At 67.1% G+C, this 16,053-nt stretch carries 10 protein-coding genes and 1 pseudogene; 5 read left to right on the top strand and 6 right to left on the bottom strand.

The genetic code is table 11. The features are described from left to right. The first annotated feature begins 127 nt into the window (after positions 1-127). Positions 128-2,155, top strand: coding sequence for a serine/threonine-protein kinase (locus tag G6N54_RS05090; protein WP_163788830.1), 2,028 nt, complete (start codon positions 128-130; stop codon positions 2,153-2,155). A gap of 237 nt (positions 2,156-2,392) precedes the next feature. On the opposite strand, the gene G6N54_RS05085 is transcribed toward G6N54_RS05090, so the two are convergent. Beyond that, positions 2,393-2,860: a hypothetical protein gene (locus tag G6N54_RS05085; RefSeq protein WP_232073380.1), complete on the bottom strand. Its 468-nt coding sequence runs from the start codon at positions 2,858-2,860 to the stop codon at positions 2,393-2,395. Here G6N54_RS05085 and uvrB point away from each other — a divergent pair. After that, positions 2,825-4,984, top strand: coding sequence for an excinuclease ABC subunit UvrB (uvrB, locus tag G6N54_RS05080; protein WP_179969171.1), 2,160 nt, complete (start codon positions 2,825-2,827; stop codon positions 4,982-4,984). The genes G6N54_RS05085 and uvrB overlap by 36 nt on opposite strands. 26 nt (positions 4,985-5,010) lie before the next feature. After that, on the top strand, positions 5,011-6,420 hold the full coding sequence (locus tag G6N54_RS05075) for an MFS transporter (RefSeq protein WP_163788829.1): 1,410 nt from the start codon (positions 5,011-5,013) through the stop codon (positions 6,418-6,420). Here G6N54_RS05075 and G6N54_RS05070 read toward each other — a convergent pair. Beyond that, a pseudogene (locus tag G6N54_RS05070) lies at positions 6,417-7,135 on the bottom strand (MgtC/SapB family protein). The gene G6N54_RS05075 and the pseudogene G6N54_RS05070 sit on opposite strands and share 4 nt — an antisense overlap. A 41-nt stretch (positions 7,136-7,176) precedes the next feature. Next, entirely contained in the window at positions 7,177-8,748 is a 1,572-nt protein-coding gene (locus G6N54_RS05065; RefSeq protein WP_163788828.1) for a mannosyltransferase, read from the bottom strand. Positions 8,749-9,066: 318 nt separating this feature from the next. Between G6N54_RS05065 and G6N54_RS05060 the strand changes: the two genes are divergently transcribed. Further along, positions 9,067-9,510, top strand: a complete 444-nt coding sequence (locus tag G6N54_RS05060) for a universal stress protein (protein ID WP_163788827.1) — start codon at positions 9,067-9,069, stop codon at positions 9,508-9,510. Between the two features lie 13 nt (positions 9,511-9,523). Here the strand turns inward: G6N54_RS05060 and G6N54_RS05055 are convergent, their stop codons facing one another. Continuing rightward, a complete protein-coding gene (locus G6N54_RS05055) occupies positions 9,524-10,936 on the bottom strand; it encodes a PPE family protein (RefSeq protein ID WP_163788826.1) in 1,413 nt (470 codons plus the stop codon). Positions 10,937-11,153: 217 nt separating this feature from the next. Next, positions 11,154-11,831, bottom strand: coding sequence for an MBL fold metallo-hydrolase (locus G6N54_RS05050; RefSeq protein ID WP_163788825.1), 678 nt, complete (start codon positions 11,829-11,831; stop codon positions 11,154-11,156). Between the two features lie 191 nt (positions 11,832-12,022). Here G6N54_RS05050 and uvrA point away from each other — a divergent pair, with 191 nt between their 5' ends. Next, positions 12,023-14,938 carry an excinuclease ABC subunit UvrA gene (gene uvrA / locus G6N54_RS05045; protein ID WP_163788824.1) on the top strand — a complete coding sequence of 972 codons (2,916 nt, stop codon included), beginning with the start codon at positions 12,023-12,025 and terminating at the stop codon, positions 14,936-14,938. A 123-nt stretch (positions 14,939-15,061) separates the two neighbouring features. Here uvrA and G6N54_RS05040 read toward each other — a convergent pair whose 3' ends face one another. Next, complete coding sequence (locus G6N54_RS05040; protein ID WP_163788823.1) at positions 15,062-15,931, bottom strand: NYN domain-containing protein; 870 nt, start codon at positions 15,929-15,931, stop codon at positions 15,062-15,064. Between the last annotated feature and the right edge of the window lie 122 nt (positions 15,932-16,053).

Below are 16,053 nucleotides of genomic sequence, written 5' to 3'. Positions count from 1 at the left end.
GGCCTTTCGCCTATCCGCGTCGGGCATGATTCGAACCGGAGGAGTCGCAGGGGGCTTTCCGGACTGCCGAAACGGTCTGGTTTTGGCGTGCGCAGGAATGCCGAAATCACGAGGGGGCAATCACACTATGGACGAGCTGAAGCGCCCAACCCGGCGCCTCGGCAGCGGCCGGCGGCTGCTGACCAACCCGCGATTGGCCGGTGAGGCGCTGCGCGCGGGATTTCATTCGGCCACCGTCGCACACCTGTTTCGCCGCGTCCCGCCGGCCATCCCGACTCCGAATGCGGGACTCGCGCTCGCCGGCGAACAGGTCAGTGGTTCGCGCCCGGCGATGGCCAACGGTGCGTCCTTCGCGGGCTACACCATCCTGCGGCCGCTGGGCGCCGGCGGGATGGCCGAGGTCTATCTGGCCCTACATCCGCGGCTGCCGCGTCGCGAAGTGATCAAAGTCCTAGCCGAGGCCGTCACCGCGGACAGCGAGTTTCGCGAAAGGTTCAACCGCGAAGCCGATCTCGCCGCCACGCTGTGGCACCCACACATTGTCGGCGTGCATGATCGCGGTGAATTCGACGGCCAGCTGTGGATCTCGATGGACTACGTCGAGGGCACCGATGCGTCGCGGCTGGTGAAAGAGCGCCACCCGGAGGGGATGCCGATCGGTGAGGTGTGCGCGATTCTTGAGGCCGTCGCGGGTGCCCTCGATTACGCGCACGACCGCGGCTTGCTGCACCGCGACGTCAAACCCGCCAACATCCTGCTCACTCATCCGGGCGACGATGATCAGCGAATCCTGTTGGAGGACTTCGGGGTAGCGCGACACCTGGGTAGCATCAGCGGGATCACGGAGACCAATGTGGCCGTCGGGACGGTCGCTTACGCGGCACCCGAGCAGCTGACCGGATCCAACATTGACGGGCGTGCGGATCAATATGCGTTGGCCGCCACGGCATTTCATCTACTCACCGGCGCTCCGCCGTTTCAGCACTCCAATCCGATCGCGGTGATCAGCCAGCATCTGCACGAGGATCCGCCGCGGCTCAGCGATCACCGGCCGGAGTTGGCCTACCTGGACGACGTGTTCTTCAAGGCGCTTGGCAAACAACCCGCGGAGCGCTTCGAGCGGTGTCGCGCATTCGCCGCCGCGGTCGGCGAGCAGGTCGACGGCGTCGAGAAGGCCGGTGGCGACACGGTCGTCGCACACCGGCGCCGAGGGTTGGTTTCAGCTGCCTACCATAGATTTTCGTCGAGAGTACGGTGGTCTGCTGCACTGGTGTGCGCGGTGCTGATCGCCGTGGCGGCGACCTGGTCGACGCTGTACTCCTTCCAGCCGGAAAGTCCGCAACCCAACCCCGCGCTGGCGTCGCGGCCGTCCGCACCCGCGCCCAGCGCCGCGCCGAGGCCCGGGGGACCGGTCCTGGGCGGCACCTACCAACTGACTTATGACCGCACCAAGCGGACCACCAATGGCGTCGCGATCCGCCACGACAGCCCCGGCACGGACTGGTGGGCGTTCCGTTCCGCGTGCACTACCAACGGGTGCGCGGCCAGCGGCACCAAGCTGGACAGCGCCAACCACAAAGTAGCCAGCAGCGCTGACGGCGGGGAGACCGACACCCTGCGTTACGTAGGCGGTTATTGGCAGGGGGCGCCGCAGCAGGAACGGATCGGCTGCCGCCAGCCGAACGGGCAGGTCCTGGCGACCCAGCAGGAGACGGTCGCCTGGTCGCTGGCGCCGCAACCGGACGGCACGCTGCGGGGCACCGAGACCGAGACCGTGCTGAGCAACGAGTGCGGCGCGCAGGGGGCGGTGGTGCGGGTCCCCGTCGTGGCTGCCCGCGTCGGTGACGCGCCGGCGGGGGTCGCGTTGGCCGACCCCAACCAGGTGATCTGCACCTCGACCACACCGGCGCACCCGGCGCCCGCCGTCCTCGGCGGGTTGTGCACCGACGTCGACAAACTCGCCTACGACCCGACCAGCAATCAGCAGGTGGTGTGCGAGGGGAACACCTGGGACAAGGCGCCGATCGAGACGGGCGTGCACGCGTCGGGCAGCTCGTGCGACCTGCCCGACGTCCCGGTTTTCGCGATGTCCACCTCGAACGACGGCTACCTACTGCAGTGCGATCCGGTCACCCGGATGTGGACCCGGCACTGATTCTGGCGTTTGCGACGGAGCAGTCGAAATTTGCGCCCCAGAGTGCCGTGCGGTTCTTCGAAGCCGGACGATCACCGCACCACTTCTGGGCGGGCCAGCCCCTCAACGCTCCCGAGCTATTTAAAGTCCGGAGGGGTAATGCCGCCCCTCCTGTTCGCGGCGCACGTTTTCCGCCCACAGTCTCTCTTCCTCAATCTCCGCGGCGGAACGGGTCCTCCCCCCATTCGGAAACAGCAACTACGCGCGCGTGCGGCCACCGATTTTGCGGCGGCGTTGCAGGCCGCGCAACAAGCTCACCGCTTCGGTGTCGGAGAACCCGGTGACGGTCGCGAAGTCCAAACCTGCGCCTACCAGGTCACTAGCCCAAGTGATTTCGGTCAAAAACAGCGCTCGCGCCCAGTCGAGGTCCGTGAGCGACTCGCCATCGGTGACGGCGCGCTTGAGACGGACAGTGAGGTCGCCGAACTCATCCCACGTCGACAAGCCGAGTATTTGGACCGGAAACGGCGCGTCGGCGGCTGACAATGCCCATTGCTCCAGCGCCTGCTGGATAAACTCGCGTTCTCTTTCGGTCAGATCGACCGCCACCAACTCAGAAGAACTCGTCATCGAGTCGATCCTAAGACCAGCATCGCCACACTTGTCGGTGCGCGCCTCTACCCTGGGGACATGGCTTTCGCCACCGAGCACCCAGTCGTCGCGCATTCGGAATACCGCGCGGTCGATCAGGTCGTGCGCGCCGGCGGCCAGTTCGAGGTGGTCAGCCCGCATGATCCCGCGGGTGATCAGCCGGCTGCCATCGACGAGCTGGAGCGGCGGATCCAGGCGGGGGAGCGCGACGTGGTGCTGCTGGGCGCCACCGGCACCGGAAAATCGGCCACCACCGCGTGGCTGATCGAGCGGCTGCAGCGGCCCACCCTGGTCATGGCCCCGAACAAGACGCTGGCCGCTCAGCTCGCCAACGAGCTGCGAGAGATGTTGCCGCACAACGCAGTCGAGTACTTCGTGTCGTACTACGACTACTACCAGCCGGAGGCGTACATCGCGCAGACCGACACCTACATCGAAAAGGACAGCTCGATCAACGACGACGTGGAGCGTTTGAGGCACTCCGCGACGTCGTCGCTACTGTCCCGCCGCGATGTGGTGGTGGTGGCCTCGGTGTCGTGCATCTACGGCCTGGGCACGCCGCAGTCCTACCTGGACCGGTCCGTCGAACTGCGGGTCGGCACCGAGGTGCCGCGCGACGGGTTGCTGCGGTTGCTGGTCGACGTGCAGTACACCCGCAACGATCTGTCCTTCACCCGCGGCTCGTTCCGGGTGCGCGGCGACACCGTCGAAATCATCCCGTCATATGAAGAGCTCGCGGTGCGCATCGAGTTCTTCGGCGACGAGATCGAGGCGCTGTACTACCTGCACCCGTTGACCGGCGACGTGGTTCGTCAGGTCGACTCGCTGCGGATCTTTCCGGCCACCCACTATGTGGCCGGCCCGGAGCGGATGGCGCAGGCGATCTCGACGATCGAGGAGGAACTCGCCGAGCGGCTCGCCGAATTCGAGGGTCAGGGCAAGCTGCTCGAGGCCCAGCGGCTGCGGATGCGGACCAACTACGACATCGAGATGATGCGGCAGGTCGGCTTTTGCTCCGGCATCGAGAACTACTCGCGCCACATCGACGGCCGGGGAGCCGGCACGCCGCCGGCGACGCTGCTGGACTACTTCCCCGAAGACTTTCTGCTGGTCATTGACGAGTCGCACGTGACCGTGCCGCAGATCGGCGGCATGTACGAGGGCGACATGTCGCGCAAACGCAACCTGGTCGACTACGGATTCCGGTTGCCGTCGGCGTGCGACAACCGCCCACTGACCTGGGAGGAGTTCGCCGACCGGATCGGACAGACGGTGTACCTGTCGGCCACCCCGGGCCCCTACGAGCTGAGCCAAGCCGCCGGGGAGTTCGTCGAGCAGGTGATTCGCCCCACCGGCCTGGTCGACCCGAAGGTCGTGGTCAAGCCGACGAAGGGACAGATCGACGATCTGATCGGCGAGATCCGCAAGCGGGCCGAGGCCGACGAGCGGGTGCTGGTGACGACGTTGACCAAGAAGATGGCCGAAGACCTCACCGACTACCTGCTCGAAATGGGCATCCGGGTGCGCTACCTGCATTCCGAGGTCGACACGCTGCGCCGGGTCGAACTGCTGCGCCAGCTGCGGCTTGGCGACTACGACGTGCTGGTCGGCATCAACCTGCTGCGCGAGGGCCTGGATCTGCCCGAGGTGTCGCTGGTGTCGATCCTCGACGCCGACAAGGAAGGCTTCCTGCGGTCGGCGCGCAGCCTGATCCAGACCATCGGCCGTGCCGCCCGCAATGTCTCGGGCGAGGTGCACATGTACGCCGACAAGATGACCGACTCGATGACCGAGGCCATCGACGAGACCGAACGTCGGCGCGCCAAGCAGATCGCCTACAACGAGGCCAACGGCATCGACCCGCAGCCGCTGCGCAAGAAGATCGCCGACATTCTCGACCAGGTCTATCGGGAAGCCGACGACTCCGAAAACGTCCAGATCGGCGGGTCGGGACGCAACGCGTCGCGCGGCCGGCGCGCCCAGGGCGAGCCGGGCCGCGCCGTCAGCGCCGGCATCATCGAGGGCCGCGACACCGCCAGCATGCCCCGCGCCGAGCTGGCAGACCTGATCAAAGACCTCACCGCGCAGATGATGGCCGCCGCCCGCGACCTGCAATTCGAACTCGCCGCCCGCTTCCGCGACGAGATCGCGGACCTCAAAAAGGAACTGCGCGGAATGGATGCCGCCGGTCTGAAGTGACCCGCGACCCCTCATACGGTGTAGTGGTGACGAATACGGCCAGCGACACCGGCAGCTGGCGGGAGCTGCTGGGCGGCTACCTGGGCACGTCTACCGTCCTGTCCGGTGGTTTGCTGCTCTACGCCACCACCGAGTTTCTGACCACCAGCCTGCTTCCGAGCACGGTCGCCGAAATCGGTGGCAGCCGGCTGTACGCGTGGGTGATCACCCTGTATCTGGTCGGGTCCGTCGTCGCGGCGGCCACGGTGAACACGCTGCGACTGCGCGTCGGCGCGCGCCCCTCGTTCCTCTGGGGCCTGGTCGTCTTCGGCATCGCGAGCATCGTGTGCGCGCTGGCGCCGACCATGGAGGTGCTGATAGCCGGCCGTGCCCTGCAGGAGGTGGCCGGCGGTCTGTTGGCCGGCTTGGGCTACTCGCTGATCAATACCGCCCTGCCACGTTCGCTGTGGACCCGCGGGTCGGCACTGGCGTCGGCAATGTGGGGCGTCGCGACCCTGGCCGGACCCGCGGCCGGCCTGTTCGCGCAATTCGGGTTGTGGCGGTGGGCATTCGGTGCGATGGCGATTCTGGCCGCACTGATGGCGATCTTGGTGCCGCGGGCACTGAGCAACGCCGACGGCGGCCCCGGCGACGCGACCGCGATCACCAAGGTGCCGGTGTTGTCGCTACTGCTGATGGGTGCCGCCGCATTGGCGGTCAGCGTTGCGGAGTTGCCGCGCAATGTCTTCGCGACGGTCGGGCTGCTGGTCGCCGGCGGGGTGCTGGTCGCAATATTCATCTTCGTCGACTGGCGGATGCGGGCAAAAGTATTGCCGCCCAGCATATTTGGACGCGGTCCGTTGAAATGGATCTATCTGACGATGGCGGTGCAGATGGCCGCCGTCATGGTCGACATCTACGTGCCGTTGTTCGGTCAGCGGTTGGCGCATCTGACGCCGGCCGCGGCCGGATTCTTGGGTGCTGCCCTGGCCATGGGCTGGACGATCTCCGAACTGTCCAGCGCCTCGCTCAGTACCCCTCGAGTCGTCGGCCGGGTGATTGCGATCGCTCCGCTGGTGATGGCGTCTGGTCTGGCGCTGGCCGCGGCGACCCAGCGTGCTGACGCGTCGACCGGGGTCGTCCTGGTCTGGGCGGTGGGCTTCCTGATCGCCGGAATCGGGATGGGGATGACCTGGCCGCATCTGTCGATGCGCGCAATGGCCACCGTCGACGACCCGTCCGAGGGCGGCGCGGCGGCCGCGGCGATCAATACCGTCCAACTGATCTCGGCGGCCTTCGGGGCCGGGCTGGCGGGCGTGGTGGTCAACAACACCGCGGGCGGGGATCTGGCGGCGGCCCGGTGCGTGTACGCCATCATCGCGGCGCTGGCGGGATCGGCCGTCGTCGCGTCCACACTGGCCAGCCGCCGCGATCGCCGCGCCCCGCCGGCGACCTAATCCGCGTCGTCCTCGGCGCTAAGAACGGCGATCACCCCGTTGATGGCGGCGAAAGTCTCCGCCGCCTTGCCCATTTGTGCGCCGGACAGCGTCATCGTCACCCGGACTTCACCGTCGTCGATGTCGTGCGCGTCGGCGTCGAGCTCGGTGAGTTGCCACTTGCGCTGCCCGCACATGCGCAAGACCTCGCGCAATACGCCTCGCCCGTTCTCATAGATGATGTGCAGCCGGGTGGTGCCGCGCAGCCGGGCTCCGAGCTGGCGCTCCACCGCGCTGAACGCCAACGCGCTGACGAAGTGCAGGACCACGACGGCAATCGCGAGCAGCATCAGGCCGGCGGCCGCCGCCATTCCGACCGCGGCGGACTCCCAGACCGCCGCCGCGGTGGTGAGGCCGTGCACCGCGCCGCGCCGCGTGATGATGATTCCGGCGCCCAAAACCCTATGCCGGACACGATTTGGGCTGCCACACGGGACGGATCGAGCACAACACTGCCGGCGGACAAGACGTTGTTGAAGCCGTACTTGCTGATCAACATCACCAACGCCGACGAGGTACCGACGATGGTCTGGGTCCGCAGCCCCGCGCTCTTGCCCTGGATGGTCCGTTCCAGGCCGATCAGGGCCGTCAAGCCGAAGGCGCCAAACAGCTCGACGAGATGTCGGGCATTCTGCACATCGCCGCCCAATAGATCGCCCACTAGCCCGTTCTGCACGTCCCTCGCCTGCCCGGGAGCCCCCGCCTTTATCTCGCTCGTCATCGTGTCGATTTGATGACTTGAGAGTAGTGGAATTGCCAACGCTCAACGATGTGGAAGCCGAGGTAGCCGGGGAACCGATACGCCGGAGTGCGGCCGAATGCGCCCGGCGACAACGCTTGTCCCACTTGATGTTCGGGGAACGACTTGTCGTAGTTGGTGATGGTCCACAGCGTTGTGCACCTGTTGATTTTGGCCGTTGTCAACCACACCGCGACGTGGCCGTCCCACAGCGAGCCGACCTTGGGCCCGTACACGCCGCGCTCGACGTCGATCAGCGACCGAAACGCCGCCGGCCGGGTCGCCAGCAGCGCCCGGATCGGGCCGGGCCGCCACGGCACGGTGTTGTCCGCCAGCAGGCAATCCCCGGGAGCCGCGTGCGAGCTGATCACGTCGGCCACCTGGCTGTAGTCCCAGCCCTCCTTGGCGTACGGCCAGCGCTGGACGAACAGGTAATCCGGCACCGCCGCAACCGCAAACAGCAGCACGACACCGACTATCGGCCACGGCCGCCGCGCCACGGTGATGACGCAGACGGCCAGCAGCACGGCCATCGCCGGCGTGGTCAGGATCAGATAGCGCGGAAAGTACATCGGCTCGCCGAACGCCGAATAGACCACGACGGCGGTGGTGGGCAGCACGATCCAGCCGATGCAGATGGTCAGCAGGCCGCGCATGTCGCCCGCCGGTGCCGGCGCGCCGAACCGCCGGGCAACGACCGCGGCCACCATGATCACCCCGCTGAGCACCGCGAACGGCACGCTGTGGTCGAAATACTGTCGCTGGGTGATGTCGAAGGCGTAGTGCCAGCTGACCGGGAAAAGCCAGTTGACCTGAAATGCCTGACCATGCGCGAACAGGATGAACGGCGTCATGACACCCAGCGCGACGGCCGTGCTGGCCGCCCACCAGATCACCGGGGATTTCCGGGATCCCTTGGGCGTCAGCTGCGTCAGCATCACCGCGTACACCAGGACCAGCAGGACCAGGTTGAGGCTGAGCAGGATCGACACCATCAGCCCCGCGGCGTAACCCACCCACAGCCGGGGCCGATTTCGTCGCACCGCGGTGACCAGCAGGACGGTCAGCCAGATCGCGGCGGCCACCGAGAAGGCATAAGAGCGGGCCTCGATACCCGCCCACGTAGTGCGCGGCAGGATCGCGAAGACGACGCCCGCGCATATCGCGGTGCCACGTCCCGGGGTGAATTGCCTGGTGAACACGACCACGCCGGCGGCAGCGACCCCGATCGCGAGGGCGCTGGGAATCCGCGACCAGAACTCGGTCGGCGGGAAAATCGCGAACCACCCGTGCATCACCAGGTAGTACAGGCCGTGTACCGCGTCGATGTGGCCCAGCAGCTTCCATAGTTCGGGAAGAGTCCGGCTCGCCGCGGCCGAGATCGTGGCTCCCTCGTCGAACCACAGCGAAGGCCGGCAGACCCAGGCGCCGCTGATGAAGGCGGCCAGGACGGCGACGGCCCACGGGTCGAGCAACCTGCCGCGCGCGCGGGCGGCCTCGGACTCGGCAATCACATCCTGGGAGCGCTGCTCGAGGGCGGACGTAGCCATGATGCCTGTCACTGTAAGACGCACCCGATCGACCTGGTCATCAGCTGTCCGGCCGGCCCGCCGGCGGCCCCCCCGACACGGCTCGATGGTCTCGCTGACTGTGTCCGTCGTTCCTGGAAAGCGCCGCCCCGCAAGGCCTTCCAACCGGGGCGAGGGCGAGTCATGGCCCCATTATCGGGAATTGGGGCCGTTGCCGCAGCGTGGCGAGGTAAATGGAGGCTTGCGCCAGACCACTTCGGTGTGGGTAATCTGACCCATCTAGATCGGACAACGCGCTACTGTCTTGGGTTGGCCTGGCAAACGACACTGGGAGGGTTAATGTCCGCTTATCGGACTGTGGTGGTCGGCACTGACGGCTCGGACTCATCGTTTCGCGCTGTCGAGCGGGCGGCCACCATCGCCGGGTCGGACGCCAAGCTGATCGTCGCGTCGGCCTATCTGCCCCAACATCAGGACGGCCGGGCCGCTGATGTCCTGAAGGATGAAAGCTACAAAGTGTCGGGCACCGCCCCGATATACGCGATCCTGCAGGACGCAAAGGAGCGGGCGCACAAGGCCGGCGCGAAGAACATCGAGGAGCGCCCGATCGTCGGTGCGCCCGTAGACGCCCTGGTCAGTCTGGCCGAAGACGTGAAGGCCGACCTGCTGGTCGTCGGCAACGTCGGCCTGAGCACGATCGCCGGCCGCTTGCTGGGTTCGGTGCCGGCCAACGTGTCACGCCGGGCCAAGGTCGACGTTTTGATCGTGCACACCACGTCCTGACGGACGGGTTTCGCTACTCCGCGGACCCTCTGGCCCACAAGGCTAGGGACCGCATCAACACATCGCGCTCCAGCGCCAGGTCGGAGATCTGTTTGCGCAGGTCGTTGATTTCGTCGCGGAGCGTTTCGCCGATCACGCCCTCGGCCGCCGCCGTCCGCCGATCGGTCAACATCGCCGGGCCACGCAGCCCGTCGTTCGGGCCCGCCGCGCGGGCCACCTGCGGAATCACCCCGGGAGAGGTGCCGTATCGGGCGGGCGTCCCGCGCTCGGGCGGCGGGGTCGCACCGCGTTGGGACGCCGCGCCGGCGCGGGTGGCCGCAAAACCACCGCCCGCCGCGCCGCCGCCGCCCGCTGCGGCGGCCATCAGGCTGCCCGGCAGCAACGCGCCGGCGCCGGGCCCGAACCCGTCGATCGCGGCTTCGGGCAGCCCGGCCAGGGCGGCCTCCGGCAACGCCCGGGCCGCGCTGGCGAGTACGGGTGCCGCCCCGGCCCACGCCGGCGGCACCGACAGCCCGCCAACCGGGAGAGACCGCCCCATGCCCGCCAGCACACCCGTGCCGCCCAGCGGTGCCGCGGCCGGCGTGGTGTCGCTGATCAGGCCCGCCGCCGCACCCACCGCGCCCAGCGCCGGCGCCGCGGCACCCAGGATGGTGGGCGGCAGCACCGCGTTGATCGGGCCGGTGAACAACGGGCCGAGGATGAACAGCACCCCACTGGCGACGTAGGTGCCGCTGGCGGTGACGTTGAAGATGTCCGACAGGGTCGGATCGCCTGGTGCGCCCGCGAGCGTGTCCAGCACCTCGGGCACCGTCTGCATCACCTGCGTCAGGGCTTTGGGGCTGGCGGCGGCCGAGGTGCTGGCCTTGCCGACGGCGGCGTCCTGGGCGCTGGCCCCGGCCGGGTCGGTGGTCTGCGGCGGATCGCTGAACGGTGTCAACCTCGACGCGGCCGCGGACCCGCTCGCGTAGGTGTGCATGGTCGTCGCGTCTTGCGCCCACATCTCGCTGTACTGGGTCTCGGTGGCCGAGATCGCCGGGGTGTTCTGACCGAAGAGGTTCGAAGCGACCAACGCCAGTAGCAGCGCGCGGTTCTCGGCGATCACGGGCGGCGGCACCGTCGCCGCAAAGGCCGTCTCGTACGCCATCGCCGCCGCGCGGGCCTGTCGGGCGGCCAGCTTGACCTGCTCGGCGGTGGTACTCAGCCACGACGCGAATTGATTGGCCGCGGCCCGCATCGACATCGACGCCGGACCCAACCACGCTTCGCGCGTCAGCCCGGACACCACCGATCGGTAGCCGGTAGCCGCCGAGTTCAGTTCCGCGCCCAGCCCGTCCCAGGCCGCCGCGGCCGCCCACATCGGCACGGACCCCGCGCCCGCGCACATGCGGCCGGAGTTGACCTCCGGCGGTAGCGCTGCATAATCCATTTCCGTTCGCCAATCATTGAATTGGTCACGACGGCCTGTGCGGCTGGCGTGGGGTTGGGCATTGGGAAACGAGTGGTGATCGGCTCGCATGCTACCGAGCACGATGTGCTGCGGAGGGTGTTTCGGCGCAGCTCACACGGCTTTTTTCGGGCGTTGTGAACGCCGGCGCCGCGCACTGCGAATCACGTTCTGCGGCAAGGCAATCCAAGCGGGACGATTACCAGCCTCGCTGGCGCCATTCGCTGAGGTGGGGGCGTTCGGTGCCCAGCACCGTGTCGTCGCCGTGGCCGGGATAGATCACGGTGGAATCCGCGTACACGTCGAACACCCGGCTGGTGACGTCGTCGAGCAGCTGGGCGAAGTCGCCCTTCTGCCACGTCTTGCCCACCCCGCCGGGGAAGAGGCAGTCGCCGGTGAACAACTGCGTGACGCCGCCGGTCGCGGGCCCGTCGAGGGCCAGTGCGACCGATCCGGGGGTGTGCCCGCGCAGGTGGATGACGTCGAACGTCAGCTCGCCGATCTGCACGGTGTCACCGTTGGCCAGCAAGCGATCCGGTTTGACGGGCAGCGGTTCGGCGTCGATCTCGTGGGAGGCGGTCGGCGCACCGGTGGCGGCGGCGACGGCCTCCAGCGCCTGCCAGTGGTCGAAGTGCTGATGGCTGGTGACGATCAGCGACAGCTTCGGGGCGTATCGTCGCACCAGGTCGATCAGAGCGTCCGCGTCGTTGGCGGCGTCGATCAGAAGCGTTTCCCCGGTCGCGGAACATGTCACCAAGTAAGCGTTGTTGTCCATAGGGCCGACCGACGCCTTGATGATTGTGGCCCCGGGCAGGGTGCGACGGGCTGCGTTGCCAGGGTCGACGTGTCCGGTGTAGGTGTCGTCCACCATGGTCATGCGCGCCACTCCTCAATTCCGGCGTGCGCCGGAATCATCGTCGCCGGCGCGAGTCATAGCGGCCACGTTACTGCTCCCCGGGCCGGTGTGGGTGTCTTGTCGGTGGGGGCACCTAGCATGGAATGCGCCGTGCGCAGTAATCGCCGCTAGGCGAGCAAAAGTTGCCAGATAGTTGTAGAGAGGGGCCAGCGTTGGCTGACCGCCTGATCGTCAAGGGTGCCCGTGAGCACAACCTGCGCGGCGTCGACCTCGACCTGCCGCGCGACTCGTTGATCGTCTTCACCGGGTTGTCCGGATCGGGCAAGTCATCGCTGGCTTTCGACACCATCTTCGCCGAGGGCCAGCGCCGCTACGTGGAGTCCCTGTCGGCTTACGCGCGCCAATTCCTGGGGCAGATGGACAAGCCGGACGTCGACTTCATCGAGGGTCTGTCGCCGGCGGTGTCCATCGACCAGAAGTCGACGAACCGCAACCCCCGGTCGACCGTCGGCACGATCACCGAGGTGTACGACTACCTGCGGCTGCTGTATGCGCGCGCCGGGACGCCGCACTGCCCGGTCTGTGGCGAGAAGATCGCCCGTCAGACCCCGCAGCAAATCGTCGATCAGGTGCTGGCGATGGAGGAGGGCATTCGGTTCCTGGTCCTCGCGCCGGTCGTGCGCACCCGTAAGGGTGAGTTCGCCGACCTGTTCGACAAGCTCAACGCGCAGGGCTACAGCCGGGTGCGGGTCGACGGGGTGGTGCACCCGCTGTCCGACCCGCCGAAGCTGAAGAAGCAGGAGAAGCACGACATCGAGGTGGTGGTGGACCGCCTCACCGTCAAGACCGCAGCCAAGCAGCGGCTCACCGACTCGGTGGAAACCGCGCTGAACCTGGCCGACGGCATAGTGGTGCTGGAATTTGCCGACGACCGCGACGAACACGACCACCCGCGCGAGCAGCGCTTCTCGGAGAAGCTGGCCTGCCCCAACGGGCACCCGCTGGCCGTCGACGATCTCGAGCCGCGCTCGTTCTCGTTCAACTCGCCCTACGGCGCCTGCCCGGAATGTGTGGGCCTGGGAATCCGCAAGGAGGTGGACCCGGATCTGGTGGTTCCCGATCCGGAGCGCACCCTGGCCGAGGGCGCGGTGGCGCCGTGGTCGGCGGGCCACACCGCGGAGTACTTCACCCGGATGATGGCCGGCCTCGGCGAGGAGCTGGGCTTCGATGTCGACACGCCGTGGCGCAAACTTCCCGCCAAGGCCCGCAAGGCGATTCTCGAAGGCTCCGACCATCAGGTGCATGTGCGGTACCGCAACCGGTACGGCCGAACCCGTTCGTACTACGCCGATTTCGAAGGCGTGCTGGCGTTCCTGCAGCGCAAGATGGAACAGACCGAGTCCGAGCAGATGAAGGAACGCTACGAGGGCTTTATGCGTGACATTCCCTGCCCGGTGTGCGAGGGGACGCGGCTTAAGCCAGAGATCCTCGCGGTGTCGCTGGCGGCGGGGGACCGGGGCGCGAAGTCCATCGCCGAGGTCTGCGAGCTGTCCATCTCCGACTGTGCCGACTTCCTCAACGCGCTCACCCTCGGCGCGCGCGAGCAGGCGATCGCGGGGCAGGTGCTCAAGGAAATCCAGTCGCGGCTGGGCTTCCTGCTCGACGTCGGGCTGGAATACCTGTCGCTGTCCCGGGCAGCCGCGACGCTGTCCGGCGGTGAGGCACAACGGATTCGGCTGGCCACCCAGATCGGCTCTGGGCTTGTCGGCGTGCTGTATGTGCTCGACGAGCCGTCGATCGGGCTGCACCAGCGCGACAACCGTCGCCTCATCGAAACCCTCACGCGGCTAAGGGCTTTGGGAAATACTCTGATCGTCGTCGAACACGACGAGGACACCATCGCGCACGCCGACTGGATCGTCGACATCGGACCGGGCGCAGGCGAGCACGGCGGTCAAATCGTGCACAGCGGCACCTATCAGGAGCTGCTGGCCAACAAGGAGTCGATCACCGGCGCTTACCTGTCGGGCCGGGAAAGCATTGCCACGCCCACACATCGGCGCGTCGTCGACCGCAAGCGTCAGCTCACCGTCGTCGGGGCCCGCGAGCACAACCTGCGCGACATCGACGTGTCGTTCCCGCTGGGCGTGCTGACGTCGGTGACCGGTGTTTCGGGCTCGGGCAAGTCGACGCTGGTCAACGACATTCTGGCCGCGGTGCTGGCCAACCGGCTCAACGGCGCCAGGCAGGTGCCAGGCCGGCACACCCGGGTCAACGGGATCGACCAGCTGGACAAGCTGGTGCGGGTGGACCAGTCGCCGATCGGGCGCACACCGCGCTCCAACCCGGCCACCTACACCGGGGTGTTCGACAAGATCCGCACCTTGTTCGCCGCCACCACCGAGGCGAAAGTCCGTGGCTACCAACCGGGTCGGTTCTCGTTCAATGTCAAGGGCGGTCGCTGCGAGGCGTGCACCGGCGACGGAACCATCAAGATCGAGATGAACTTCCTGCCCGACGTGTATGTGCCGTGCGAGGTGTGTCAGGGCGCGCGCTACAACCGCGAAACCCTCGAGGTGCATTACAAGGGCAAGACCATTTCCGAGGTGCTGGACATGTCGATCGAGGAGGCGTGCGAGTTCTTCGAACCGATCAGCGGCATTCACCGCTACCTGCGCACGCTGGTCGACGTCGGCCTCGGCTACGTGCGGCTGGGGCAGTCCGCGCCGACCCTGTCCGGGGGTGAGGCGCAGCGGGTCAAGCTGGCGTCCGAACTGCAGAAGCGTTCGACCGGACGCACGGTCTACATCCTCGACGAGCCCACCACCGGGCTGCATTTCGACGATATCCGCAAGCTGCTGAGCGTGATCAACGGCCTTGTGGACAAAGGCAATACGGTCATCGTGATCGAGCACAACCTGGACGTCATCAAGACGGCGGACTGGATCGTCGACATGGGTCCCGAGGGTGGGGCCGAAGGCGGAACCGTGGTCGCCCAAGGCACTCCGGAGGACGTCGCCGCGGTGCCCGAAAGCTACACCGGAAAGTTCCTTGCCGAGGTGGTCGGGCGCAGCCCCGCACCGGCGGCCAAGTCACGGACCAGCCGGCGGCGTAAAGTCAGCGCCTGACCGCTACCTCCGACGACGCGCCAGAAACTGGGTCCGAGAACAGGTTTCGGAACACGTCACAACGCCCGTACCTCCCGGGTGCGGAGCGACGCGGACTGGCGACGGCAATCCTCGCGCTTCGGACTACGTAACCGCTTCGCTTCGCAGCCGCACCAAGCGCGTGGTGCTGGTCTCGTCGAGCTCGACGAGATCGGACCGCGACCTCAGGAAATCGCTGAATGACCGGAATCCCAAGGACTTCTCGCTGAACGACGGATCCATTCGTTTCATTTGGGCTTTGACGGCCGAGTTGTGCAGCCACTCGGCGTCGTCCTTCTCCTGACCGATGCGCAGCGCGCGCTCGAGCAACCCGGTGGCGGCGTCCTGGGAGTCGGCCGGTGCGTCGTCGGATTCGGGCGTGCTCGGGCTGCGGCCGCGCTTCTTGGAATCGGTGGATTGCACTGCGGCAGCCGGAATACCGGGCAGCGCATCGTAGGTGACGAACTCGTCGCAGGCTGCGGCCAAGGACCGGCTGCTGGCACCGGCGACACCAATACCCACGACGTAGCGACCGAGCCGCTTGCACCGCTGAGCCAACGCGATGTAGTCGGAATCGCCGGCCACGATCACCACATGTGTCAGATCGGGCAACCGGAACATGTCCTCCACCGCGTCGACGGCCAACCGGATATCGGCGCCGTTCTTGCCATACGCGGCAGCCGGAAACAGTTGAACGAGATCGACTGCGCGACCGACTAGCTGGCCGTGGTAGGAGGCGTTGACGTCGGCGGACCAGTCTGCGTAGGCGCGGGTGAGGACCAGCGTGCCGAACGACGACGCGAAATCGATGATGGCGCCGACATCGACGGTCGCCGACTGCAGCCGGTCCTTCTCGAGGCCCTTGGTCTTGTCTTTCTGAAACGAGCTGCGCCCGTGTACTTGGTCATAGCGGGAGATCACGATGTTGTCGAAGTCGAGGTATACCGCGACGCGGGTGGCGCCGGATTCGGTCATCTTGCGTTCACCCCCTGCACTACCGGGTCCAACGTTTCGGGAGGAGCCATCCGGTTATGGTGCGCCACTGAATCCAACCCATCAAGTCCGTGCTTTTTGTTCCCCGGGGCAGACCTCGACTG

This window comes from Mycobacterium stomatepiae, from assembly GCF_010731715.1.
Classification (GTDB): domain Bacteria; phylum Actinomycetota; class Actinomycetes; order Mycobacteriales; family Mycobacteriaceae; genus Mycobacterium; species Mycobacterium stomatepiae.
The sequence above is the reverse complement of the archived record's forward strand: the minus strand, read 5'-3'. Positions and strand labels throughout refer to the sequence as shown.